General features: G+C 67.1%; 22 protein-coding genes. 13 read left to right on the forward strand and 9 right to left on the reverse strand.

Annotation, left to right across the window (positions count from 1 at the left end):
• Window position 1: 1 nt before the first annotated feature.
• From HFGMBDPB_RS16170 to HFGMBDPB_RS16185, 4 genes are all read right to left on the reverse strand, one after another.
• Window positions 2-2,215: a TonB-dependent receptor gene (locus HFGMBDPB_RS16170; RefSeq protein ID WP_212645898.1), complete on the reverse strand. Its 2,214-nt coding sequence runs from the start codon at window positions 2,213-2,215 to the stop codon at window positions 2-4.
• A gap of 98 nt (window positions 2,216-2,313) precedes the next feature.
• Window positions 2,314-2,685 (reverse strand): DUF2946 family protein, encoded by a 372-nt coding sequence (locus HFGMBDPB_RS16175; RefSeq protein ID WP_013802509.1) that lies wholly within the window; start codon window positions 2,683-2,685, stop codon window positions 2,314-2,316.
• 9 nt (window positions 2,686-2,694) lie between these two features.
• Window positions 2,695-3,144: a DUF192 domain-containing protein gene (locus HFGMBDPB_RS16180; RefSeq protein WP_016445971.1), complete on the reverse strand. Its 450-nt coding sequence runs from the start codon at window positions 3,142-3,144 to the stop codon at window positions 2,695-2,697.
• A gap of 215 nt (window positions 3,145-3,359) precedes the next feature.
• A complete protein-coding gene (locus HFGMBDPB_RS16185; protein ID WP_016445972.1) occupies window positions 3,360-3,581 on the reverse strand; it encodes a hypothetical protein in 222 nt (73 codons plus the stop codon).
• 209 nt (window positions 3,582-3,790) lie between these two features.
• Here HFGMBDPB_RS16185 and icd point away from each other — a divergent pair, with 209 nt between their 5' ends.
• Window positions 3,791-5,053: an NADP-dependent isocitrate dehydrogenase gene (gene icd / locus HFGMBDPB_RS16190; RefSeq protein ID WP_012205489.1), complete on the forward strand. Its 1,263-nt coding sequence runs from the start codon at window positions 3,791-3,793 to the stop codon at window positions 5,051-5,053.
• Between the two features lie 66 nt (window positions 5,054-5,119).
• Here icd and HFGMBDPB_RS16195 read toward each other — a convergent pair whose 3' ends face one another.
• Window positions 5,120-5,887, reverse strand: coding sequence for a DsbA family protein (locus HFGMBDPB_RS16195; protein ID WP_133073735.1), 768 nt, complete (start codon window positions 5,885-5,887; stop codon window positions 5,120-5,122).
• A gap of 137 nt (window positions 5,888-6,024) precedes the next feature.
• Here HFGMBDPB_RS16195 and HFGMBDPB_RS16200 point away from each other — a divergent pair, with 137 nt between their 5' ends.
• The 3 genes from HFGMBDPB_RS16200 to mnmH all read left to right on the forward strand — a co-directional run bounded on the left by HFGMBDPB_RS16200 (window position 6,025) and on the right by mnmH (window position 9,069).
• Window positions 6,025-6,612 (forward strand): retropepsin-like aspartic protease family protein, encoded by a 588-nt coding sequence (locus tag HFGMBDPB_RS16200; protein WP_249343465.1) that lies wholly within the window; start codon window positions 6,025-6,027, stop codon window positions 6,610-6,612.
• Between the two features lie 47 nt (window positions 6,613-6,659).
• Complete coding sequence (locus HFGMBDPB_RS16205) at window positions 6,660-7,778, forward strand: serine hydrolase domain-containing protein (RefSeq protein WP_212645780.1); 1,119 nt, start codon at window positions 6,660-6,662, stop codon at window positions 7,776-7,778.
• A gap of 226 nt (window positions 7,779-8,004) precedes the next feature.
• Window positions 8,005-9,069 carry a tRNA 2-selenouridine(34) synthase MnmH gene (gene mnmH / locus HFGMBDPB_RS16210; protein ID WP_034367412.1) on the forward strand — a complete coding sequence of 355 codons (1,065 nt, stop codon included), beginning with the start codon at window positions 8,005-8,007 and terminating at the stop codon, window positions 9,067-9,069.
• 40 nt (window positions 9,070-9,109) lie between these two features.
• On the opposite strand, the gene HFGMBDPB_RS16215 is transcribed toward mnmH, so the two are convergent.
• Complete coding sequence (locus tag HFGMBDPB_RS16215) at window positions 9,110-9,745, reverse strand: LysE family translocator (protein WP_212645781.1); 636 nt, start codon at window positions 9,743-9,745, stop codon at window positions 9,110-9,112.
• A gap of 126 nt (window positions 9,746-9,871) precedes the next feature.
• Here HFGMBDPB_RS16215 and HFGMBDPB_RS16220 point away from each other — a divergent pair, with 126 nt between their 5' ends.
• Window positions 9,872-11,401, forward strand: a complete 1,530-nt coding sequence (locus HFGMBDPB_RS16220) for an aminotransferase-like domain-containing protein (RefSeq protein ID WP_046986440.1) — start codon at window positions 9,872-9,874, stop codon at window positions 11,399-11,401.
• A gap of 112 nt (window positions 11,402-11,513) precedes the next feature.
• On the forward strand, window positions 11,514-12,311 hold the full coding sequence (locus HFGMBDPB_RS16225) for a hypothetical protein (RefSeq protein WP_373681058.1): 798 nt from the start codon (window positions 11,514-11,516) through the stop codon (window positions 12,309-12,311).
• Between the two features lie 11 nt (window positions 12,312-12,322).
• On the opposite strand, the gene HFGMBDPB_RS16230 is transcribed toward HFGMBDPB_RS16225, so the two are convergent.
• Together HFGMBDPB_RS16230 and HFGMBDPB_RS16235 are read right to left on the reverse strand one after the other, a co-directional pair.
• Entirely contained in the window at window positions 12,323-12,658 is a 336-nt protein-coding gene (locus tag HFGMBDPB_RS16230) for a cupin domain-containing protein (RefSeq protein ID WP_016445980.1), read from the reverse strand.
• Between the two features lie 100 nt (window positions 12,659-12,758).
• The gene (locus HFGMBDPB_RS16235; protein WP_212645782.1) at window positions 12,759-13,211 is read right to left on the reverse strand and encodes an SRPBCC family protein; all 453 of its coding nucleotides are present in this window, start codon (window positions 13,209-13,211) and stop codon (window positions 12,759-12,761) included.
• A 221-nt stretch (window positions 13,212-13,432) separates the two neighbouring features.
• Between HFGMBDPB_RS16235 and HFGMBDPB_RS16240 the strand changes: the two genes are divergently transcribed.
• The 5 genes from HFGMBDPB_RS16240 to HFGMBDPB_RS16260 all read left to right on the forward strand — a co-directional run bounded on the left by HFGMBDPB_RS16240 (window position 13,433) and on the right by HFGMBDPB_RS16260 (window position 18,439).
• Window positions 13,433-14,416 carry a Bug family tripartite tricarboxylate transporter substrate binding protein gene (locus HFGMBDPB_RS16240; RefSeq protein ID WP_016454640.1) on the forward strand — a complete coding sequence of 328 codons (984 nt, stop codon included), beginning with the start codon at window positions 13,433-13,435 and terminating at the stop codon, window positions 14,414-14,416.
• Window positions 14,417-14,427: 11 nt separating this feature from the next.
• Window positions 14,428-15,729 (forward strand): CaiB/BaiF CoA transferase family protein, encoded by a 1,302-nt coding sequence (locus tag HFGMBDPB_RS16245; protein WP_212645783.1) that lies wholly within the window; start codon window positions 14,428-14,430, stop codon window positions 15,727-15,729.
• Complete coding sequence (locus HFGMBDPB_RS16250; RefSeq protein ID WP_012205502.1) at window positions 15,714-16,109, forward strand: cupin domain-containing protein; 396 nt, start codon at window positions 15,714-15,716, stop codon at window positions 16,107-16,109. The genes HFGMBDPB_RS16245 and HFGMBDPB_RS16250 overlap by 16 nt, the downstream gene beginning before the upstream one ends.
• 57 nt (window positions 16,110-16,166) lie before the next feature.
• Window positions 16,167-17,330: an acyl-CoA dehydrogenase family protein gene (locus HFGMBDPB_RS16255; RefSeq protein ID WP_012205503.1), complete on the forward strand. Its 1,164-nt coding sequence runs from the start codon at window positions 16,167-16,169 to the stop codon at window positions 17,328-17,330.
• A 167-nt stretch (window positions 17,331-17,497) separates the two neighbouring features.
• Window positions 17,498-18,439 carry a LysR family transcriptional regulator gene (locus HFGMBDPB_RS16260; protein WP_212645784.1) on the forward strand — a complete coding sequence of 314 codons (942 nt, stop codon included), beginning with the start codon at window positions 17,498-17,500 and terminating at the stop codon, window positions 18,437-18,439.
• A gap of 54 nt (window positions 18,440-18,493) precedes the next feature.
• Here the strand turns inward: HFGMBDPB_RS16260 and HFGMBDPB_RS16265 are convergent, their stop codons facing one another.
• Window positions 18,494-20,986, reverse strand: a complete 2,493-nt coding sequence (locus tag HFGMBDPB_RS16265) for a hybrid sensor histidine kinase/response regulator (RefSeq protein WP_212645785.1) — start codon at window positions 20,984-20,986, stop codon at window positions 18,494-18,496.
• Between the two features lie 597 nt (window positions 20,987-21,583).
• On the opposite strand from HFGMBDPB_RS16265, the gene HFGMBDPB_RS16270 reads away from it, so the two are divergent.
• Both HFGMBDPB_RS16270 and HFGMBDPB_RS16275 read left to right on the forward strand, forming a co-directional pair.
• Complete coding sequence (locus HFGMBDPB_RS16270; RefSeq protein WP_212645899.1) at window positions 21,584-22,684, forward strand: porin; 1,101 nt, start codon at window positions 21,584-21,586, stop codon at window positions 22,682-22,684.
• Window positions 22,685-22,806: 122 nt separating this feature from the next.
• Entirely contained in the window at window positions 22,807-24,387 is a 1,581-nt protein-coding gene (locus HFGMBDPB_RS16275; RefSeq protein WP_212645786.1) for an esterase-like activity of phytase family protein, read from the forward strand.
• The last annotated feature ends 205 nt before the right edge of the window (window positions 24,388-24,592 follow it).

Genomic DNA, 24,592 nt, shown 5'->3' on the forward strand with positions numbered 1-24,592 from the left:
CTCAGAAGGCCACGCGCAGCGAAATGTCTGCCGTGCGCGGCGCGCCCAGGTAGGCCATGGTGCTGGTCAGGCTGGCGGCGTAGACGCGGTCCGTGGCATTGCGCAGCCGTGCAACCACGGTCATGCGCGGGTCGATGCGGTAGCTCAGGCCCAGGTCCAGCAGGGTGTAGGCGGGCCAGGACAGCGTGTTGGCCGCATCGGCATAGATGCCTCCCACGCGGCGCAGCCCGGCGTTGACCTCCAGCGCCGGCGTGATGCGGTAGCTGGTCCAGAGGTTGAGCACGCTGGCGGGCGTGTTCGTGGGTCGCTTGCCCGCCAGGGATACGCCGCCTTGCTGGTAGTTGTCATAGCGCGCGTCCACATGGCTCCAGTTGCCCTGGATGGACCATCGCGGCGTGGGCGCCAGGCCCATGGACAGCTCCACCCCGCGCGAGGACTGCTGGCCCACCAGCACCGTGCGCGTGCTGTCCTGCGGGTCCTGGGTGGAGATGTTGCGGCGCGTGATGCGATAGACCGCCAGCGCCGCCGTTCCCTTGCCCTGCCAGAACGACAGCTTGCTGCCCGCCTCCACCTGGCGGCCCGTGGTCAGCCCGGTGTTGTTGATGGCGTCGGCAAACGAGGCGCCCATCAGCATGCCCGACGGCGGATCGGCCGCCGTGGAGAACTGCGCGTAGAGATTGGCCTCGGGCGTGGCATCCCAGACCAGGCCCACGCGCCCGGTCGTCGGGCTATAGCTGCGGCTGTAGCTGGCGGGCAGCGCGGGCGTCACATCGCGCCGGTTGGTCAGGTCCACCTCGATGCGTTCATGGCGCAGCGCCGTCAGCAAGTGCAGGGCAGGAGTGAGGGCCGTGCGGTTTTCCAGGTAGAGCGCGGTGGTGGTGACCTTGTTGTCGCGGTCAGGCCTGAAGCCGGGTGCCATGCCGGGAATGTCGTAGAAGTTCTCTGTCGTGAAATCGTAGGGATTGACCGTGCTCACCGTGCCCGACAGGCTGTTCGGAAAGCGTGTCTGCCGGTTCACGCTCACATCCAGCCCAAAAGCCCATTCGCTGCGCCGGCCGGCCAGCTCGCCCAGGTAGCTGCCTTCGATGCGGTCACCCACCATGCGCTGGTCATGGCGCTGGAGCAGCGCCGCCGAGCGCACCACCGCGGTGTTGTCGGGCGTGAAGCGGTAGGTCTCCACGTTGCGGTAGTCGCGCAGCGCGTCATAGGCGTAGAAGGTGTTGCTCAGCTTGAGCCGGTCGCTGGCCCGCCATTCGGTGATGGAGCGCAGCCACTGCACGCGCTGGGCATACAGGCCGTCGGCGCTGTTGTAGTTCTTGCCTAGGGTCGCCTCGTCAATGCGCGCCTGGCCGCGCAGCGGGTTGAGCAGCGGCGTGCCCCAGTAGGGGCGGTCCACGCGCTCATGCTGGGCCTCGTAGGCAAGGGTGTGCGTCAGGCCGCCACCCAGGTCGGACAGCAGCGAGGTCGCCAGCTGCGTGGAGCGCGACTGCGTGCCGCCCACCCAGCTGCCGGCGTCGCGGTGGTTGAGGTCCAGGCGCAGGTAATGGGTCGTGCCCTGGCTGTCAGTGGCATCGCCCAGGCGGCGGTTCAGCCCGACGGAGGCTTCCTTCAGCCCGTAGCTGCCCAGGCGCAGCTGGCCTTCGGTGAAGCTGTCGCGCTGGGCCAGCTTGGTGATGTAGTTCAGCGTGCCGCCCACGCCGCCTGCGCCATAGAGAAAGCCGGAGGCGCCGCCCACGGCCTCCACCCGGTCGTAAATCCAGCTGTCCACGGGCCGGGCCGCAATGGAGTACTGCAGGTTGATGCCGTTGAACAGCTGGCTGACCGACCCCGTGCCGAAGCCCCGGTAGCTGATGCCGATGTTGCCGGGCGGGCTGTAGGCCGTGACGCCCGGAATGGAGCGCAGGATCTCCTGCGTGTCCTGGGCGCCACGCGCCTCGATGGCTGCGCGGTCCACGATGTGCACCGAGGCCGGCGTCTCGCGCGCCGTCAGGCCCAGGCGGCTGGCCGTGCCCACGGTCTTGTTCAGCGGCAGCAGGCCGTTGGCGTCGGCCGTGGCCTGGTCAGAGACCTCGACGGGAGCCAGCGGGATATCGGCCTGTGCCTGCGCTTGCGCTTGCACGCCAGGCGTCCAGGCCGTGCCCAGCGCGCAGCACAGCGCTACGGCCAGGGGATGGGGGTGAAAAAGGGTTTCAGGCAGGCGCAGCGGCGCTGCCATCGCGGGGAAGGGGAGGGAATTCACGAACTGACTCCGGGTCTTGCGCCGCGCATGCGGCGCAGGCGGGCCGGGCGCGCATCAGCAGGCCCGGCGGCGATTCAAGAGAACACGGCAGTCAGCGGAGGAGGGCCGCGCGCCGGCAGCGGCGCGCGTGTGACGGAGGCAATGTGCGCCGCCACCAGCGGCAGCAGCGCGTGGGCCAGCGGCTGCTGGTGGGGCACGGCCATCTGCGGCAGGGCCGGCGGCGGTGCGCCAGCGGGCAGGCACATGGGGCAGTCGAGCTGGTGGTGGCCCATGCCCGGGGCTGCGCTGTCGCCCAGCGCCACCAGCTTGACGTCGCCGCTGGCCGTGCAGACCAGCTCGAATCCCTGGGGATGGACCAGGGGCGAAGCCACGGCAACGCCCAGCGTCACGGCAAACCAGGCCAATATCAGCCGGGTGAGCCAGAACGAGGAGCGAAGCGCTTGCATGGGCCGTGATTATGGCTTGGCGGGCGCGGGCGTGAACAGGCTGCCGCCCAGCTTGACGCCGGCCTTCAGGCCGCGCTTGGCGAACCAGCCCTGGTTCATCTCCAGCACATAGCGCACGGGCTTGGCCGAGCAGTGCGAGTCCTCGGTCATGGGCTTCATGTCGGCCAGGTTCACGATGGTGCCGTCATCGGCCACGAAGGCGGCGGTCAGCGGCAGCAGGGTGTTGCGCATCCAAAAGCACTGCACGGCAGGCACCTCGAAGACGAAGATCATGCCCTCCTGCTGGGGCATGTCCTGGCGGAACATCAGGCCGATGGCGCGCTCGCGGTCCGAGGCGGCCACCTGGGCATCGATGCGGTGGATTCCGGCCGTCAACTCCACGCGGCGCAGGTTCATCTGGGGGCTGCCCTGGGGCTGTGCGCCTGCCGATACGGCGGCGCCGGCCAAGCAGGCAGCCATGAGCAACCGCTGCAGCGCGCGGCGGGAAAGGGATGTGTGGAGGGGTGTCGAAGGCTTCGTCATCTTGCACATTCTGTCGCAGGGGGCGCGTGGCCGGACGCAAAAATCGGCCTGGCCGGGCCATCATGGCCGGGCGGGCGGCAAAAAGCCCGCAGTGCATTGCTGACTTGCGGGCTTTTTTTGAGGGGATGTCAGCGGGCATCCCGGCGCCTGGATCAGGCCACGGCCTTGTGTGCCTTCTTGGTGGAACGCTTGGCGTGCTTCTTGCCGGAATGCTTGCCGCTCTTGGCAACCTTGGCCTTCTTGGCTGTGTGAGCGGGAGCAGCTGCGGAAGCGGCCGTGGGAGCCGACATCGGCGTTTCGGGTGCTGCGGCGGCCTGTGCGAAGGCGCCTGCGGCAAACGAACCGGCGACCAGGACAGCGAGGAGTTTTTTCATATATGCCATTTCCTAGAAAAGCGGTAGAAGCCAAGTTGAACCAGACAGCGGTGCGACATTGTTGATGCACCGCAGATGCTCAACGCACTGACTGTATCGCCGTTGACAGGAAGGCGACCCGATTGTCGTTAGAATTTTCTGCACCAAATTTGTGCCCATTCCGGGCATTCACTCTTGCCTCGTGCACCAGCCAACGGAGACCCGTCCCCATGAACCGCTTCCAGCACATCCAGGTGCCGGCCGAGGGCCAGAAGATCACTGTCAACGCCGACATGTCGTTGAACGTGCCAGACCAGCCCATCATTCCTTTCATCGAAGGCGACGGCACCGGCGTGGACATCACGCCCGTGATGATCAAGGTGGTGGATGCCGCCGTGGCCAGGGCCTATGGCGGCAAGCGCAAGATCCAGTGGATGGAGGTCTTCGCGGGCGAGAAATCCACGCGCATCTACGGCCCCGATGTCTGGCTGCCCGAGGAAACCATGCAGGCCCTGCGCGAGTACGTGGTCTCCATCAAGGGCCCGCTGACCACGCCCGTGGGCGGCGGCATCCGCTCGCTGAACGTGGCGCTGCGCCAGGAGCTGGACCTCTACGTCTGCCTGCGCCCCGTGCAGTATTTCAAGGGCGTGCCCTCGCCGCTGAAGGAGCCCGAGAAGACCAACATGGTCATCTTCCGCGAGAACTCCGAGGACATCTACGCGGGCATCGAGTACGAGGCCCGCAGCGACAACGCCAAGAAGCTCATCGACTTCCTGGTCAAGGAAATGGGCGTCAAGAAGATCCGCTTCCCCGAGACCTCGGGCATCGGCGTCAAGCCCGTGTCCATCGAGGGCACGGAGCGCCTGGTGCGCAAGGCCATCCAGTACGCCATCGACAATGACAAGCCCAGCGTGACCCTGGTCCACAAGGGCAACATCATGAAGTTCACCGAAGGGGGCTTCCGCGACTGGGGCTACGCGCTGGCCGCGCGCGAGTTCGGCGCCCAGCCCATCGACGGCGGACCCTGGCTCAAGTTCAAGAACCCGCGCACGGGCCGCGACATCGTCATCAAGGACTCGATTGCCGACGCCTTCCTGCAGCAGATCCTGCTGCGCCCGGCCGAGTACTCGGTGGTGGCCACGCTCAACCTCAACGGCGACTACATCTCGGACGCGCTGGCGGCCCAGGTCGGCGGCATCGGCATTGCGCCCGGCGCCAACATGTCCGACTCCGTGGCCTGCTTCGAGGCCACGCACGGCACGGCCCCCAAGTACGCGGGCAAGGACTATGTGAACCCGGGCTCCGAAATCCTCTCGGCCGAGATGATGCTGCGCCACATGGGCTGGCGCGAGGCGGCCGATCTGGTCATCAGCGCGCTGGAAAAGGCCATCCAGAGCAAGCAGGTGACCTACGACTTCGCCCGCCTGATGGACGGCGCCACCCAGGTGTCATGCTCCGGCTTTGGCGAGGTGATGATCTCCAAGATGGATTGACGGGAGCCCGCGCTCCATGAAAAAACCGCGCCAGGGCGCGGTTTTTCTTTGACGGGCGTTGACGGGTCAGCTCTTGGGCAGCGCACAGCCATCGGGCCCGCAGTCCTCGCCTTGGGGCGCGGTCTGCTCGCCGGTGGTGATGGCCGCCACCTGCTGCACCCACTCGCCCAGCTGCGTTGCCCAGCCCTGTGCATCTCCCAGCCAGGGACCGATGTCGATGCGCTGGATGGCGCGCTGGCCCGGCTGCTCGGCCTCGGGGTGGTCGAACTCCAGCGCGAAGGTCGGGAAACCCTGGCCCTGTGCCAGGTTCAGCCATTCGCGCGCCTGGGTGATATGCGCCTGGGTGGCAGCGCCGGACAAGCGCTGGAAGGCCTGGGCAAAGGCCTCGCCGTCCAGTCCCAGGTCACGGGCCAGTTCCTGCAGCACGGCGGGGTCGCTGATGCGGCGGCCTTCCACGTAGTGGGCCTGCTGCTGGCGCGCCAGCATGTCCAGGCCCCGGCCCGCCAGTTCCTCGGCGGCCAGCAGGGCCGTGGTGGGCGGCTCCGAGTCCAGCACGGCGCCCAGGTCGTTGAGCAGGCCATCGAAGTAGGCAGGGCCGAACGGCTGGCCCGTCATCTCGGCAATGCGCTGGTCGTGCGGCATCACATGGCCGCGCCAGTCGGCCGTGATGGTGCGGGTGTGGGCGCCCGTGAGCATGCCGCCGCCATGCCATCGCAGCGTGACGCCGGGCACGCTGCGCGCGGCCTTGACCAGGGGCGCGGCGGCATAGCACCAGCCGCACAGCGGGTCGAAGATGTAGTGAAGGACAAAGGGCGGCTGCGCGGTCGTGGTCATGGCAGGAGCGGGCTGTGATGAAGGCGCCCACTGTAGCGGCTATTGGCTTGCCCGTGACGGGACAGGGCCGCAGGCAGAATGGGCGACTGCCGCCGTGCAGCCACCGTGCTGCCATCGTCGATCCCGTCTGCATTGCCATGCGCCTCAAGTCCACGCCGCCTCCGTCCGATCCGTCCGACCCGTCCGCTTCCTCTGCACCGGCCGCCGAGCCCAGTGTCCAGTCCGTCGCCCGGCGCGGCATGCTGGGTTTTCTGCTGTTCTGGCTGCTGGTCATGGGAGTGCTGTACTGGGCCATGCAGATGTACCTGAAGCCGGCCGGCGTCAAGGTCCAGGCCGATGGCACGGTGGCCATTGCGCGTGACCGTGACGGGCATTTCCGCGTGGAAGGGGCCGTCAACGGGCAGCCCGTGCTGTTTCTGGTGGACACGGGCGCCAGCATGGTCGGCGTGACCGAGCCGCTGGCCGAGCGCGCAGGCCTGGACGGCGGCGAGCCGGTTCGCTTTCGCACCGCCAATGGCGAGCGCGACGGCCGCATGGTGGTGGCCGAGCAGGTGCGCGTGGCCTCCCTGGTGGTCAGCGGCCTGCGCGTGGGTACGGGCTATACGGGCAGCACGGACAGGGATGCGCTGCTGGGCCAGAACTTCCTGCGCCAGTTCGATGTGGAAATACGCGGCGACCGCATGCTGATCCATCCGCGCGGCAGCGGGTCTTCGCCCAGGCAGTAAGTACGTAAGCAACTAAGTAGCTAACTAGCTAAGCAAGGGAGAGGGACATGACAAACAACGGCTTTCGCACCGACAGGCGCAGGTGGCTGCAGACGGGCGCAGCCCTGGCGACGCTGGGCTGCACGGCCTGTGCCAGCGTGGGGCAGGGCGGTGCATTTTCCACCGGCACCGGCACCGGCCTGGCCGAGGACCTGGGCGAACGCCTGGACCAGGGCGTGCAGAGCGGAGAACTGGCGAACCTGCACGCTGTCGTCGTGATGCGCCACGGCCGGCTGGCGCTGGAGCGCTATTTCGAGGGCGAGGACGAACGCTGGGGGGAGCCGCTGGGCAAGGTGGCCTTCAACGCCGACTCCCTGCACGATGTGCGCTCGGTCAGCAAGAGCATCGTCGGCCTGCTGTACGGCATGGCCTTGGCCGAGGGCAAGGTGCCCGCGCTGGACACGCCCCTTGTCCAGGCTTTTCCCGCCTACGGCGATCTGGCGGCCGATGGGCGCCGGCGCGCCATCCTCATCTCCCATGCCCTGGGCATGACCATGGGCCTGCAATGGGACGAGGACCTTCCGTATTCCGACCCGCGCAACAGCGAAATCGCCATGGAGCGCAGCAGCGACCGCTACCGCTACGTGCTGGAGCAGCCCGTCGTCGCCCCGCCCGGCGAACGCTGGTGCTACAGCGGCGGGGCGACGGCCCTGCTGGGCCATCTGATCGCGCAGGGCAGCGGCATGCCCCTGTTGGACTATGCGCGGCACAAGCTGTTTGCTCCGCTGGGCATCGACAAGGCCGAGTGGACGCCTGGCACCAACGGCGAGGCGGCCGCCGCCTCCGGCCTGCGCCTGCGGGCGCGGGACCTGGCCCGCATCGGCCAGCTGGTGCTGCAGCAGGGCGAATGGCAAGGCCGGGCGCTGGTGGCCCGGCATTGGATTGTGCAATCCATACAGCCGCGCGTGGACGCCTGGCCCGGCCTGCGCTACGGCCACCACTGGTACGTGGGGCAGACCCGCGCCGGCCTGGCGTACTACATGGCCATCGGCCTGGGAGGCCAGCGGCTGGTGATCGTGCCCCAGCATTCGCTGGTGTATGCCGTCTTCATGGGCAACTACGACAGCCCCCAGCAGGTGCAGCGCGTGGCGGCCGTGCAGGGCCTGGTCGCCGCTGCCTTGCGTTGACAGCCTTGCCCTGACAGCCGTGCGCGGGCACGGCGGGCGTGCGAGAATCCCCGCTTCCAAGGTCGGCCGCATGCCCGGCTCGCGCAAGCAGGGCGCGAAGCGGGGCGGGCCGGTGCGTGTCGAGGCTCGATCCACTTTCCTGGTTCCGGTGCCGGCCCATGAGCCCCAGAGGCCATGGCGCCGGTTGTTTTTGCCTCCCGCATGATCGCCAGATCACCGTTTGCCCGTGTCCCACCGCCAGCCCATCCGCATCGCCGACCGTCACCAGTTCGACACCCTGATCGACGCCCGTTCGCCTGCCGAATTCGCGCAGGACCACATTCCCGGCGCCATCAACTGCCCCGTGCTCGACAACGAGGAGCGCGCCCGGATCGGCACCATCTACAAGCAGGTCAGCCCCTTCGAGGCCAAACGCCTGGGCGCGGCCATGGTCTCGGCCAATCTGGCGCGCCATCTGCAGGAAACCTTCGCCGACAAACCGGCCAACTGGAAGCCGCTGGTCTACTGCTGGCGCGGTGGCCTGCGCAGTGGTTCCATGGTCACCTGGCTGCGCCTGGTCGGCTGGGATGCCCAGCAACTGGCCAACGGCTACAAGTCCTATCGCGGCCATGTGATCGAGCTGATCGACCGCCTGGTGCCCCAGCTGCGCCTGCAGGTGCTGTGCGGCGCCACCGGCAGCGCCAAGACCCGCGTGCTGCATGCCCTGGCCGAGGCCGGCGAGCAGGTGCTGGACCTGGAGGGCTATGCCAGCCACAAGGGCTCCTTGCTGGGCAACCTGCCCGGCGTGGAGCAGCCCAGCCAGAAATACTTCGAGACGCTGCTGGCCCAGCAGCTGGAGAGTTTCGACACCGCACGCACCGTGTACGTGGAAGGCGAGAGCGCCAAGATCGGCCGCGTGTCCCTGCCGCTGGTGCTGGTCGAGCACATGCGCCAGTCGCCCGTGATTGCGCTCGATGCCACGCCCGAGGCGCGCCTGGCCTACCTGCTGCGCGACTACGCCTACCTGGGCGACGATCCGCAGATGCTGGCCGACAAGCTGGGCTGGCTCAAGGAGCTGCAGGGCAAGGAGACCATCTCGCGCTGGCAGGCCTGGGCGCATGAGCGCAGCCTCTCGCCGCTGTTCTCCGAGCTCATGGCCCAGCACTACGACCCGCACTACGAGCGCTCGCAGGAGCGGCATTTCACGCAGTGGCGCACGCGCCGCAGGGTGCAGGCCGACGACCTCAGCGAGGCCGGCATCACCGCGCTGGCGCGCCAGATACTGGCGCTGGATGGGGCATCGGCCGCATGAAGCAGCCGCATGAAGCAGCCGCGTGGATCAGGCGTTTGAATCAGGCGTGTGAATCTGCCAGTACCGGATACAGCGACAGCAGCAGCAGGGCCGCCATGCACCAGTTGAAGCGACGCAGTGCCTGCGGCGAGCGCAGCGCGCGCCCCACGGCGCTGCCGAACAGCGTCCAGACGCTGACGCTGGGATAGTTCACGATGCCCAGCACCAGGGCGGCCAGCACCAGGTTGATGAAGAAATCCTCGCGCGGCGTGTAGGTGGCAATCACGCCGATGGCCATGATCCAGGCCTTGGGGTTGACCCACTGGAAGGCCGCCGCCTGCCAGAACCCGAAGGGCCGGGCACCCGCGTTGCCGCCGTCGATGCCGCCGCTGCCCGCGATCTTCCAGGCCAGCCAGACCAGGTAGGCCGCGCCCAGGTACTTGAGCGCGGTGTAGATCACCGGCAGGCGCTCGAAAACCGCGCCCAGGCCCGCGCCCACCAGCAGCACCATGACCACCACGCCCACGGTGATGCCCAGCATGTGGGGCACCGTGCGGCGGTAGCCGAAGGTGGCGCCCGAGGCCGTCAACATCACATTGTTGGGGCCGGGCGTGACGGAGCTGACGAAGGAGAACATGGCCAGTGGCAGCAGGAACGAGGTGTGGGCGGTATCGAAGGGCATGGTGGCAACAGGCATGACAGGGCATCCGGCGCCCTGTCTGCGCATGCCGCAGGCCGCGGCGCCGTCAGGCCATGCTAATGGCAGTGTTCGGTACAGTAGCAGTACACTTTGCCAGAACAATTTGCCAACTGGCCTGCCCACATGACCCTGACACTTGATCCCGCAGCCACGCCGAAGCAAGCGCAGGCACAGCAGACACCGCAGGCACCGCGCGCATCCTCAGATACGGCTTTCCAGGCCGCTGCGCCCTGGCGTCCGCTGCGCTCCTCCGATCTCTCGCTGGTCGAGCAGCTCGTGGACCACTACGGCAGCCTCATCCGCCACCATGGCCTGCGCGCGGGCTCGCGGCTGCCCTCGGTGCGCGCGCTGGCGCAGCAGGCCGGCGTCAGCCGCGATACCGTGGTCCAGGCCTACGACCGGCTGGCCGCCCAGGGCCTGGTGCATTCGCGGCGCGGCTCGGGCGTCTTCGTCAGCGCCCGGCGCGCGGCCCAGGCCTTGCCGCGCGCCAGCCAGGGCCTGCCCACGCTGGAGCAGGGTGCAGCCTTCGATACCGCCTTTCTGTTACGCAGCATGTTCCGCGAAGGCACGGAGCATTCGGGCGACGCCGGCATGCTGCCGCCGGAATGGCTGGATCAGGAGATGCTGGCCTCGGCCCTGCGCGCCGTCGGCCGCAGCACGGGCACCAGCCTGCTGACCTATGGCGTGCCCCAGGGCTATCTGCCGCTGCGCCAGCAGATCGCCTCGGTGCTGCAGGCCCAGGACGTGCCAGCCCACCCCGAGGCCCACCTGATGACCGTGGCCGGTGTCACGCAGGGGCTGGACCTCATCGTGCGCAGCCTGGTGCGCCCTGGCGATACCGTGCTGGTGGAAGACCCCGGCTGGTTTCTCATCTTCGGCCGGCTCAACGCCCTGGGGGTGAACGTGGTCGGCGTGCCCCGCCTGCCCGGCGGCCCCGACGTGGAGGCGCTGGAGCGGCTGGCCCGCCAGCACCAGCCCCGGCTTTTCATCCTGAACACGGCCGTGCACAACCCCACGGGCCAGACCCTGTCGGCCGGCGTGGCCCATGAGGTGCTGCGCATTGCCGAGCGCCACGACTTCTACCTGGCCGAGGACGACACCTACTCCGACTTCCTGCCCGGCGTGCCCGTGCGCCTGGCCGCCATGGACCGGCTGCAGCGCGTGCTCCTGGTGGGCGGCTACTCCAAGACCCTGGCCGGCAGCCTGCGCGTGGGCTATGTCGCGGCACACACCGACCTGATACGGCGGTTGACCGACCTCAAGCTGCTGGGCGGCCTGACCACGGCGCTGCCGGGCGAGCAGGTGGTGCACCGCGTGCTGGCCGATGGCCAGTACCGCAAGCATGTGGACCGCCTGCGCGAGCGCGTGGACCGCGCGCGCAACCGCTGCCTGCGCATGCTCGAGGCCCTGGACTGCCGCGCGCCGCACGAGCCGCAGGCCGGCATGTTCGCCTGGGTGGATTGCGGCGTGGACTCGGAGGTGCTGGCCCGCCATGCCGCGCCGCAGGGCCTGCTGCTGGCACCGGGCCTGCTGTTTTCGCCCAGGCAGGCCGCGGGCAGCATGCTGCGCATTCCCGTGCCCATGGTGGAACAGCCCCAGACCTGGAAGATCCTTGGCCACCTGCTGGCGCAGCACCGGGGCGGTGGTGGATGACCGGATGGTGCAGCAACGCTGCCTGACGGGAGGTTGACGCTGCCGGCGCCAGGGCATGTAAGACACGGCATCGGGCCTCGGCGCCCCGGTAGCGCGCTGCTATCGTTCCGGGATGACTATTGAGCTTGTCTTGCCAGGGGAGGCCGGCCGCAGAGCCGGGGTGAACGACAGCCAGCCCCGGCCGGGAGGTGGCGCTGCGCGCCGCCTGGCGCCCGTGCTGGCGCTGCTGCTGACAGCGGGCTGCGCCGACACGCCCGCGCCGCGCGGCAAGGTGGAGGGCGCCTCGTTCGAGCCCAGCGAAATCGTGCAGTCCGACAGCAACCGCATGGCCACGCTGGCCATGAAGGAGAACCTGGACAGCCTGATGCGCATCATGGACAAGCTCTACCTGCGCAACCCCGCCGAGTGGAAGAAAACCGCCGAAAGCCGCGAGGCCGCATCCGCCTACGTGCGCATCGCCATCACCGAGCGCCAGCCCTGGGCCGACCTGCGCGGCGCCCAGGACGTGGCCGCGCTCTCGCTGGCGCTGCAGCCCGACTTCAAGGGCGACCGCGTGGCCGCCTTCGTCCATGCGCTGGCCGACACCATCATCACGGCCCACGGCGGGCGCACCAGCTTCACCCTGGTCCATGGGCTGGACCCGCAGCTGATCTACAACGCTGCGCGCAACGTGGAAGTGGCCAACTGGATACTCAACTCACGGCGCAATGCCGCAGGCGGGCCGCTGCTGCTGTCCAACCACCTGGGCGACGACGCGCGCAACCTGAGCTTCGAGCGCGAGATGGGCAAGATCATCGGCCGGCTGGACCTGATCGCCAACTACACCACCGAGCGCTACAGGCGCTCCTTCATCGGCTACGGGCAGGGACTGGTGGCGGGACCCTTCATGCAGTTCCTGCCCGTGCGCTGAGGCGGCAGGCGTCAGGACTCGTCACACAGAACGATGGTGACCAGAGCGGAGGTGTCTTCGATGGCGCGTACCGCATGCGCCATGTTGGCCGGCAGGTGCATCAGCTGGCCGGCCTGCAGGGACTGGCGGCTTTCGCCGAGCATCACCTCCAGCTCGCCTTCCAGGCAATGCAGGCTGACGCTGCCAGGCACCTTGTGCGGCGGCAGCGACTGGCTGGCGCGCAGCACCACGCGGATGACCTCCATGTCCTGGGACTTGAACAGGGCACAGGTCCGAGCACCCGCCAGTCGCGCACCAAACGGCAGGACATCGATGGCTTGAGCGGTCAGTGCAAAGGGGGTGGCCATGGCGGACCTCCAGGCGTTGGCGGGCAATACTGCCATTGTCCTCCGAAGCACCGCAATCCATCAACCGCAGCTGTGTGACAGCAGGGGCTTGTGCAGGGTCTCAGCCCGGCACGCTGGCCTCCACCAGCAGGGTCAGCAACTGCAGCGACTCCTGCCAGCCCAGGTGGCAGGCCTCGGCGGGAATGACGGCGGGCACGCCTTCCTGGGTCACATCCATTTCAGTGCCGCAGAACACCTCGCGCAGCGTGATGGTGGTGATCATCTCGCCAGGCAGTTGCGGGTCGTCGAAGCGGTCGGTATGGCGTACCAGCCGGCCAGGCTCCAGGTCCAGGAACTCCCCGCCGAAGCCGCTGCGCCCGCCCGTGGACAGATTGACGAAGACCATGCGGTAGCGCCCGCCGACCCGGGCGTCGAACTCGGGCACCTCGCAGATGTAGCCGTGGGGCGGCAGCCATTTTGCAAGGGCAGCGGCCGTGGTGAAGGCCTGGTACACGCGCTGCGGCGGCGCCTTGAGGACGCGGTGCAGCCGGATGGTGTGGACGGTGTGTGACATGCGGAACTCCTTGGCGTGGTGTCGTGCAGGGCTGCCAGCCTCGCACCGATGCAGTCCGTGTGCAAGAGGCGGGATCTGGAGGCTGAAGAGGGATTCAATGATTCATAAATCGAATCCTTGCTTGGTTTCAAAGAATTGGACTTGAATCATTGACGCCCGCACCATGGCGGCGAGCGCTGGATACACAGCGCCGCCTTCCATAGGAAACAGGAGACAAGCAAATGAAGCATTCCCCGTTGCGCAGGGCCCTGGCCCTTGGCGCTCTCAGTGCCATGGCCGTCGTTGCAGCGCCCGCTGCGCAGGCCCAGGGCAGCTATCCCTCCAACCCCATCACCCTGGTCGTGCCGTTCGCGGCCGGCAGTGGAACCGATGCCGTGGCGCGCGTGGTGGCTACCCGGCTGGGCGAGCGGCTCAAGCAGCCCGTGATCGTGGACAACAAGGCCGGCGCCAATGCCCAGATTGCCGCCAACCATGTGGCCAAGGCCAAGCCGGACGGCTACACGCTGTTCATGACCACCAACACCTCGCACTCGGCCAACCCCTGGCTGGTCAAGGGCCTGAAGTACGACCCGGTAAAAGACTTCACGCCCGTGGCGCGCGTGGGCGAGCTGCCGTTTGCGCTGCTGGTCCACCCCTCCGTTCCTGCCAAGACCGTGCAGGAACTGATCGACTACGCCAAGGCGAATCCCGACCGCCTGTCCTACGGCACGCCCAACAGCACCTCGCTGGTGGCCTCGGAAACCTTCAAGTACGTCACGCACGCCCAGATCACCTCGGTGCCCTACAAGTCCAGCCCGCAGGCGTTGACCGACCTCATGGGCAACCAGATCCAGGTCTACGTGGCCGACCTGGGCTCGGCCTGGGGCACGATCAAGACCGACCGCGTGCGAACCCTGGCCGTGACGGCGGCCAAGGGTTCCACCCTGCTGCCCAATGTGCCGGCCATCGGCAAGACGCTGCCGGGCTTCGACATTACGTCGTGGAACGGCATCTTCGGCCCGGCCGGGATGCCGGTCGAGATCACCGAGCGGCTGAACACCGAGCTGCAGGCCATCCTCAAGGACAAGGCCGTGCAGGAGCAACTGGCCCAGGTCGGCTTCGAGGTCTGGCCCACGGCCACGCCTGCCGAGTTCGCCACCTATGTGAAGGACCAGATGGCCCGCTGGGGGCAACTGGTCAAGCAGGCGGGCATCGAGGCGCAGTGAAGGAGAGCCGCATGGAACAAGCGCAGCAAGGGCAGCAAGGCCCTCTTGCAGGGGTGAAGGTGCTGGACATGACCTCGGTGGTCATGGGCCCCTTTGCCACCCAGATCCTTGCGGGCCTGGGGGCCGAGGTGATCAAGGTCGAATCGCCCGAGGGCGACAACATGCGCCACGTCGGCCCCATGCGCAACCCCGCCATGGGCCACATCTTCCTGCAGGCCAACCAGGGCAAGCGCTCTGTGGTGCTGGACCTCAAGCAGGGCGCCGCGCGCGAGGCGCTGCTGCGCCTGGCCGAAGGCTGCGACGTGCTGGTCAGCAACGTGCGGCCCCAGGCCATGGCGCGCCTGGGCCTGGCCTACGAGGACGTGGCGGCGCGCAACCCGCGCATCATCCACGTGAGCTGCTGCGGCTTCGACCAGCGCGGCCCCTACGCGGCCCGGCCCGCCTATGACGACCTCATCCAGGGCGCCACCGGCGTGCCCTGGCTGGCGCAGCAATACGGCGGCGGCGAACCGGCCTATGCCCCCATGACCCTGGGCGACCGCGTCACCGGCCTGCACGCGGTCTACGCCGTCACTGCCGCCCTCTATGCGCGCGAGAAGACCGGCAAGGGCCAGGCCGTGGTCGTGCCCATGTTCGAGGCCATGACCCAGTTCATCCTGGGCGACCACATGGCGGGCCTGTCGTTCGAGCCGCAGCTGGGCGGCCCAGGCTATGCGCGCCTGCTCACGGCCCACCGCAGGCCCTATCGCACCAGCGACGGCCACCTGTGCGTTCTCATCTACAACGACAAGCACTGGCACAGCTTCTTCAACGCCATAGGCCAGCCCGAGCGCATGGCCGAGCCCATCTTCGCCACCCACAGCCAGCGCGCGCTGCACATCGATGCCGTCTATGCCGAAGTCTCGCGGCTGATGGCAGGGCGCACCACCGCCGAATGGCGCACGCTGCTGGACGCGGCCGATGTGCCCAACATGCCCATGGCCTCGCCCGAGGACCTGATTGCCGATCCCCAGCACCAGGCCACCGGCTTCGTGCACGAGATAGACCACCCCAGCGAAGGCCGGCTGCGCACCACGGCCAGCCCCACGCGCTGGAGCGCCACGCCGCCCGCAGAACGCGCCGCCCCCGCGCCGCGCCTGGGCGAACACACCCTGCAGGTGCTGCGCGACGCGGGCCTGACCGAGGCCGAACTGGCCGCCCTGCAGGCCAGCCGCGCCTGCAGCCAGGCTGCCGCGCTGCAAGACGCCCCACCACAAACACAAGCACAAACACAAACACAAACAGAAGGAAACCGCCCATGCCCCGCTACCTGATCCGTGAACAAGACGTGCCCGGCTACAGCCCCGCCAACCACCACGGCACCGTCAACCGGCGCCTGGTCAGTGCCGCCAACGTGGGCGCGCGCCACATGGAGCTGGTGCTGGGCACGCTGGAGCAGGGCGGCGGTGCGCTGCCCCATGCCCACCCCGGCATGGAGCAGGCCTGCTACCTGCTGGCCGGAACGGCCGAAGTGGAAATCGACACCCCGGACGGCAAGGAACGCTTTGCCATGCAGCCCGGCGACACCTGCTTCTTCCCCGAGGACTGCATGCACATCTTCCGCGTGACCAGCGCCGAGCCCGTGCGCCTGCTGGTCTTCTACAGCCCGCCGTACGGCGAGAACCCGGAGCGCGTGCGCCGGCCGGCAGCCTGAGCGCCGTCACCCCACAGACACAACAAGCGAACAGCTACAAGCAACGGAGAACACACCATGGACTTTCTGTGGAACGAAGAACAGGAACAGATACGCGACGCCGTCGAGCGCGCCTGCGCACCCTTCGATGCCGACTACTGGCTGCGCAAGGACCATGAAGGCGGCTTCCCGCACGACTTCCACAAGGCCCTGGCCGACGCGGGCTGGCTGGGCATTGCCATGCCTGAAGAGTTCGGCGGCGCAGGCCTGGGCATCAGCGAGGCAGCGCTCATGATGCACACCATCTCGGCCACGGGCGCGGGCCTGTCGGGCGCCTCGGCCGTGCACATGAACATCTTCGGCCTGCACCCCGTCGTCGTCTTCGGCACGGACGAGCAAAAGCGCCGCTGGCTGCCCCCGCTGATCGCGGGCACGGACAAGGCCTGCTTCGGCGTCACCGAGCCCAATGCGGGCCTCAACACCCTCAAGCTGCAGACCCGCGCCGTGCGCGATGGCGACGTCTACGTGGTTCATGGCCAGAAAGTCTTCATCTCCACCGCCCAGGTCGCCAACAAGATCCTGCTGCTGGTACGCACCAAGCCCGTGGAAGAGTGCAAGGGCACGGAAGGCCTGAGCCTGTTCTACACCGACCTGGACCGCGAACGCATCGAAGTGCGCGAGATCGACAAGCTGGGCCGCAAATGCGTGGACACCAACCAGCTGTTCATCGACGGCCTGCGCATCCCCGCCGAGGACCGCATCGGCGAAGAGGGCAAGGGCTTTTCGTACATCCTGCACGGCCTCAACCCCGAGCGCATCCTCATCGCCGCCGAGGCCGTGGGCCTGGGCCGCGCTGCCCTGGCGCGCGCCACCCAGTACGCCAAGGAGCGCGTGGTCTTCGACCGCCCCATCGGCCAGAACCAGGGCATACAGCACCCGCTGGCCCAGGCCTGGATGGGGCTTGAGGCGGCCCACCTCATGGTGCAAAAGGCCGCCTTCCTCTACGACAGGGGCCTGCCCTGCGGCGCCGAGGCCAACGCCGCCAAGTACCTGGCAGCCGAAGCCTGCGCCAAGGCCTGCGAAACCGCCATCTTCACGCACGGCGGCATGGGCTACGCCAAGGAATACCACGTGGAGCGCTACATGCGCGAATCCTGGATCCCCCGCCTGGCGCCCGTCAGCCCGCAACTCATCATGTGCTTCATCGCCGAAAAGGTATTGGGCTTGCCTAAATCGTATTGACCCCCTGAGTCGTTTCGCGCCTTCCCCCTTCTCGCTGCGCGGAGGGGGACGACACCCTCGGTGCGGGGCGGCCCTTCCTCGGTGTCTCAAAGTTGAGGTGCGCGGGTTTTGTGGCTGCGAACCATCTGAAGTCCCATGATTTATCAATCTGTATTTCAGAGGTAGCCATGGTGCAAGATGCCATCTCGCTAGCTCCCCATCCGCCGCCTCTCATGAAGACCCATCTGCTGCGCTATTTCGTCGCCCTGGCCGAGGAACGCCATTTCGGCCGCGCGGCCCAGCGGCTGTGCATCACCCAGCCGCCGCTGAGCATGGCGCTCAAGACCCTGGAGCAGGACCTGGGCGCCAGCCTCATGGACCGCGACGCCAAGAACGTGCGCCTCACCCCTGCGGGCGAGGCCTTTCTGGTCGAGGCACGCAAGGTGCTCGCCCAGCTGCAGCACGCGGCCGACGTGGTGCGTGGCGTGGCCGAAGGCATGCAGGGCCGGCTGGACGTGGGCATCACCGGCTCCATGGTCTACCGCCAGGTGCCCGACTTCTGCCGCGCCTTCCGCGCAGAGCGCCCCCTGGTCGAAGTCTGCCTGCACGAAATGTCCACGCGCGAGCAACTGCAGGCCATTGCCAGCGGCCAGATCGACTGCGGCTTTCTCAACATAGGCACCCCGCCAGACGGCCTGCAGACCCTGTCGATCGGCGAGGAACCCTTTGTCTGCTGCCTGCCCGCCACGCATGTGCTGGCGCAGCAGCCCGACATCGACCTGCGCGAACTGGCCCGCGACACCTTCGTCATGTTCGCCCGCGAAGTGGCCCCGGCCAACTACGACAACGTCATCGCCTGCCTGCAGCAGGCCGGCATCCACCCCCACACACGCCACGCCGCGCGCCAGTGGCTCACCGTCATGGCCCTGGTCTCGGCAGAGCAGGGCGTGGCCCTGGTGCCCAGCTGCATGCAGCGCGTGGGCATGAACGGCGTGGTGTTCGTGCCCCTGCGCGGTCCGCAGCAGGCCATGACGCCCGCCGTTATGGCCTGGCGGGCGGACCAGCCTGCGGCGGTGCTGCAGGCGTTTATTGAGAGGGTGAGGGTTATGGCAGGACAGGGCTCGCGCTGAGAGACAGGCGCCCGGACTCTACAGGCCCCATTTCGCCAGCGCCAGCCGCACAAGTCAGTCCGATGGCACAGCGTCGGTACTGCCCAGAATCTCCGCCACCTTGAGCGCCAGCGCCTCCAATGTGAACGGCTTGGTCAGAAGCTGCGTCCCGGGGTGCAGGTTTTCCTGGCTGAGGGGCGATGCCTCGGTGAACCCGGTGATGAAGAGCACCGGCAGGTCGGAACGGGCCAGGCGTGCCTCGTCGGCAAGCTGCTTGCCGTTCATTCCGCCGCGCAGCCGCATGTCCGTGATCAGCATGTCCACCCGGGTTCCGGCACGCAGCACCTGCAGCGCGGCGGCTGCATCGGCCACGGCAAGCACCGTGTAGCCCAGGTCGACAAGCGCCTCGTCGATGAGATGGCGGATCGGGGCTTCGTCATCCACGACCAGCAAGGTCCTTTGGGCAGGAACGACTACCTGCCGTGCCGCATCGACCGCGCGTTCTGCAACGGGCGCGGCGTCGCACCTGGGCAGATACAGGCAGACCGTGGTGCCCTGGCCCGGCTGGGAGAAGATCCTGACCGCTCCTCCCGATTGCCGCGCGAAGCCGTAGATCATCGACAGCCCCAACCCTGTTCCATGGCCCACCGGCTTGGTGGTGTAGAACGGCTCGAAGGCGCGCGCAATGGTCTGCTCCGACATGCCGGTGCCCGTATCGGTGACGCACAGCGACACATAGCTGCCCGGCGGAAGGTCCCACTCCCGGGCTGCCGCCTCTTCAAGCTCGATATTGGCTGTCCTGATGGTCAGCCGGCCGCCTTCGGGCATGGCATCGCGGGCGTTGATGCACAGGTTCAGGATGGCGTTCTCCAGCTGCGTTCCATCGATTTGCGCGTGCCAGAGATGGGCTGCCGGCACGATGTCGATGTCCACGCTGGCGCCCACCGTCCTGCGCAGCAGGTCCTCCCAATCGGCCAGGAGCGCGGCCATATCGGTGGGCTTGGAGTCCAGGATCTGCCGGCGCGAGAACGCAAGCAGCCGCTGCGTGAGCGTGGCGGCGCGCCGCACCGCCCCCTGCGCTCCATGGATGAAGCGTGTGAGGTTGTCCACCTGGCCGCGCGCCAGCATCCGCTGCAGCAGCTCCAGATTGCCCATGACGGCCGCCAGCAGGTTGTTGAAGTCGTGCGCAAGGCCACCCGTCAGCTGGCCCACGGCCTCCATCTTCTGCGACTGGCGCAGTTGCTCCTGCACCTTGGCCAGCGCTTCGGCCTTGGCCATTTCGGAGGTGATGTCGCGGCCCACCGCATTGATGCGGCCTGCCGCCGAACGGGTGGACCAGGAGATCCAGCGGTAGCTCCCGTCCCGATGGCGGTACCGGTTGTCGAACCGGGCATGCGCCATGCCTGTGGCCAGCTCCTGCGTGTCCTGGATGGTGCGCGCCAGATCCTCCGGATGGATGAGATGAAAAAGCGTGGTGCCCAGCAGCTCGTCTTCACGCCAGCCCAATACCTCGGTCCAGGCCGGGTTGACCGCAGTGATGATGCCCTCGAACGTGCAGCGCATCATGATGTCGGAAGACAACTGCCACAGCGCGTTGCGGTCGGCCGTGCGCTCTGCCACCTGTTCCTCCAGCGTGGCATTCAAGCGCTCCAGCGCGGCCTGGGCCTGCTTGCGCTCGGTGATGTCGGAGGCCGCTCCCAGCCAGCCGGTGATGGCGCCTGCGGCATCGAACAGCGGCACGGCGCGCGAGAACGCCCAGCCCACGCTGCCATCGACTTGGTTCACCCGGTGCTCGATCACGTAGTCCGTCTTCGTGCGGATGGCCCGCGCGATCTCCGCGCGCACCAGGTCGCGGTCCTCCGGGGGGATGTAGTCTTCCAGCCAGTTCGTGTTGGACGCCTGCGTGTCGGGGATGAACCCGCCGCCTGCCAGCTGGTGCAGCTCGCTCCAGTCCGCACTGATGGAGTAGCGCACCTCCGAGGAGGAGCGCACCAGCGCATCCAGCCTTTCCTCGCTCTGGCGCAACATGTCCAGCGCCCGCCGTTCCGCATCGATGTCCAAAATGGCGATGGCCGTGGCCACGACTTCCTTGTCCGCATTGCGCAGCGGCACCCCGAAAACGCGCGTCCATACCTCGAGCCCCTGGGGCGTGTCATAGACACAGTCAACGCCCGGCACCACCAGCTCCCCGCGGAACGCGCGGGCGGCCACAAACTGGTCGCGGGGAACGGGCTTGCCGTCCTTGTCCCAACTGCGCCAGCGCCCGCGGTCTTCCTCGGCCGACAGCAGCGAAGGGATGGGGGTGTCTGGCAGGAAATGGCGGTAGGCCGGGTTGGACATCAGCACCTTGCCACCCTTGCCCACCAGGCACAGGCCTATCGGCAGATGCTCGATGAAATCCGAGAACAGCGTCTTCTGGTCCGCGACCTGCGCATCGAAAGGGTCCTGATCGCTGGCGCCCGCGCCCTGTACGGCGCTGGCATGGCCCGCCGTGGCAATCGCCAGCTGCGCCCGCAGCCTGGCGTTTTCCTCGCGAAGCAGGGCAATCTCTTCGGACTCTTGGATCATGAGGGGATGGGGCGGGGCGTTGGGTGGAGGAGAGGGGGCAGCTCGCCGCTGGCGGGGACGGCGATGCTGCCTGGGGATCATAGCTGTGACTGCTGGTGCGACCGATGTTGAGGCGCAGTCCTCGGTGCGGCAATTCTTGTGGGACTTCGCCCTCCCAGGGACTATGGGGTTGAACTGGCTGTGCAATGGGCTGAATTTGGGTCCCCAATGACCGATGAATCGATCGACGAACGCTCGAAATGTGCCATTGAAAATATGGAAGTCGAGAAACTTATTGAGAAAATGGCAAAAGGATGCATATTTCCGCCAATTTCTCGAATATGAATCAAACAAATCGGCAATGAATGATCTGCCCCGTCGTGCGGGCCATGGCTGAAGGGTGGCGGCGATAGGGCTTCCCTGCAGGAAACGTGCCGCAGGCACCGCCGCTGCTGTGACTTTCATGTCACACGGCACAGCTGTCACGAAGAATACTTATGTGTTGCCTAGAGTTCCCGCAGCGGTGGCAGGAGGCTACCGTCATTCTCATTAATAAGTTCAGTTCGTATCTCGCCAATGAAAAATCAAAAAACGTGCTCGCGCATTCTGGGACTCGCGATGGGCACATTCTTCGCCTCTTCTTCCAGCTTGGCCCTGGCACAATCTTCCGTCACCATTTTTGGTGTGGTGGACGTCGGTGTCACCATTGCCAAGTCCGGCAGCAACAGGCTCAATGCACTGAACTCCAGCCAAGGCAAGACCAGCTTGCTTGGCTTGCGCGGCACGGAGGACCTCGGCGGCGGCAACCGAGCTCAGCTCTGGCTTGAAGGCGGCCTCAACCCCGATGTCGGCTCTGGCGGCAGCAGCGGCTCCCTTGGCTTCGAGCGCCGCTCCACGATCGGGCTGAGCAACAATTCCTGGGGTGAAATCCGGCTGGGTCGCGACTACACCCCCAGCTACAACATCTTCACCGCTTTCGCGGGCCCCGACACCACCACCGGTGTGCAGGCCAATCTGTTCCAGACGATCCGCCAGACTGCCTACAACGCCGCCAGCCAAAGCGGCGTGGTCGACCGCACGCGCATCAGCAACGCCGTGGGCTACTTCCTGCCGAGCGACCTGGGCGGTATCTATGGCCAATTCTCGGTTTCCTTTGGCGACGAGAACGCCTCCGGCTCTGGCGCAAGCAAGGCCCGCAGGTACATAGGCGGCAACCTGGGCTATCGCTCGGGCCCGCTGAACGTGGGTATCGGCTACGGCCGGATCGACGGTACCGCGGCCGTGGCTTCGCCCAGCGCCATCGCTGCAACCAGCGATCTGGAAGACCTGGTGCTGGGCGCCTCGTACAACTTCGGCAGTTTCCTGCTCAATGGCGGATACAACAGCCTGAAGTGGGAGCCCGTCAACGGCGCAACCTCCGGGAAGGTGGACGGCTTCTACCTGGGCGCGACCATCCCCATGGGGCCAGGCAGCTTGCGCGTCAAGTACGCCAGCGCCAAGTTCAGCGGCAACGCCTCTGCCCTCACGCGCAGCGGCGGCAAGGCCGACAAGTATTCGATCGGATATGTCTACGACTTCTCCAAGCGCACCTCTCTGTACGCAGGGCTGGCGCGTGTCAACAACAAGAACGGCGCCAGCGTCGGCCTGATCGGCGGCCCTGCGGGTGTGGCCAACGCCGGCTCGACCGGTGTGGATCTGGGCATCAGCCACTCGTTCTGAGCGGTACAGCGCCTTTTCCAGAAACGAAGCCTTCAAGCTTGGGCAGGCCCTTGCCACGCAGGGCCTGCCGATCTGCCGATCTGCCTATCAGGCTTGCCTCTTCTTCTCAAGACCTACTCGCCATGCGCCCCCCCAATTCTTCTTCCTGCCTGATGGCAGTGATCGCCGCCGCGGCTGCCTTGCTGAGCGCCTGCGCCGACACCCGCCCGCTCCAGGTCGCCGGCTCCGAGACGGTGGCGCAGACCACCGGCGTCGGCAGCATCCGTGCCACCGTCACGCGCCAGGACGTCCAGTTCGACGACAGGTTCTATTTCCCCTACGAAGGCCAACACCCCGCCACCAAGGCCGATTTCCCCAAGGGCTTTCTGCCAGCCTACGGTTCGGGCCTGGCCTTGAAGGGCAGGCGTGCCGACGGCACGCTGGAGTTCTACGCCATCACCGATCGCGGCCCGAACGCGACCACCGGCCCGGTCACACAGATCACCGACGGCTCCAATCCCGCGGGCTTTGCCAGTTCCACGGTGTTTCCCTCGCCCAACTTCACTCCGTCCATCGGCGTGATCGCCCTCGGAAAAGACGGAGCCAGGCTCGTCTCCACCCTGCCGCTCAGATTCAGCGCCACACAGAACGCCAACGGCCGCGTGCAGCCACGGGGCCTCACAGGCAACACGGGCGAGCAAGTCCTGGACGACTCCTTCACCTATCCCGGCAAGGCCAAGGGCTACAGCGAATTCGGCCTGGACACAGAATCCGTGGTGGTGGATGCCGCACGCAATGCGCTGTGGGTGTCCGACGAATACGGACCCTTCATCGTGAAGATCGACCCGGCGACCGGCATCATCCAGAAGAAATACGGGCCCGGCACCGGCGCGGCCGATCTGCCGGCCATTCTCGCCAAGCGCCGCGCCAACCGTGGCATGGAGGGGCTGAGCATCGATGCGGCCAGCGGCAAGCTGCACGGCTTCCTGCAAAGCCCCCTGGACGACGGCAAGGCCGACTACACCACCGCTGCCGTTGCCGACGCCACTGGCAAATCGGAGAACGTGCGCGACTACGCTCGCTTTGTGCGTTGGGTGGAGTTTGACCCGACCACCGAGAAAACCCGCCTGTTTGCCTTGCCCGTGGACAGCCGCTGGTACAACCAAGGCAAGACCGGCAATGCCAAGCTGGGTGATGTGGTCTCACTGGGCAAGGGGAAATTCATCGCCATCGAGCAAGGCACGGGCAAGAACAAGAAAGTCTTCAACGACCTGGTTCTGATCGAGTTTCCGGCCAACGCCACCGACATCACCGCGCTGGGCTCCGACCTGGAAAAGAGCAGCCTGACTGGCAAGCCGGTCAATGGCTCGGACTATTCCAAGGTCGTGACGCTCAAGAAGACCCGGCTCTTCAACCTGAACGCCACCGGCTGGGTGGCCGAGAAGGCCGAAGGCCTGGCGCTGGTCGATGACTACACGCTGGCGCTGACCAACGACACCGACTTCGGTGTTTCGCTGGCCGTGCTGGACGCCAGCGGCAAGGAAATCGAAGGCTCGAACGTCACCAAATGCATGGTGGAGGCCGACGGCAAGATCGTGAACGACGGCCAATGCGCCAAGGGCGCGGCGAGCCTTCGCTTTACCACCAATGACGTCAACGATCGCACGCAGCGACTTTGGACCTTTAAGTTCAGCAAGAAACTGAGCGAATACGGCGCTCCCTGAACGACTGCGACTGCTTGGCATAGGCAAGACAACGGGGCCAAGGCGATCCAGGGCGGTTCGTCCAGCGCGAAGGCGCTGCGACGGGCCGCAACGCTGATGTCGCCTCCTATGGCACCTGCACGGAGCAGCGCCGCCGTTGCGGCGAAAGTGCGGGGTTGCCGCAATGGCTGGACCTTTCGACCTCCAGCAGTCTTACGGCATTCCC

Source organism: Delftia sp. PE138 (genome assembly GCF_018320755.1).
Lineage (GTDB): Bacteria > Pseudomonadota > Gammaproteobacteria > Burkholderiales > Burkholderiaceae_C > Comamonas > Comamonas tsuruhatensis.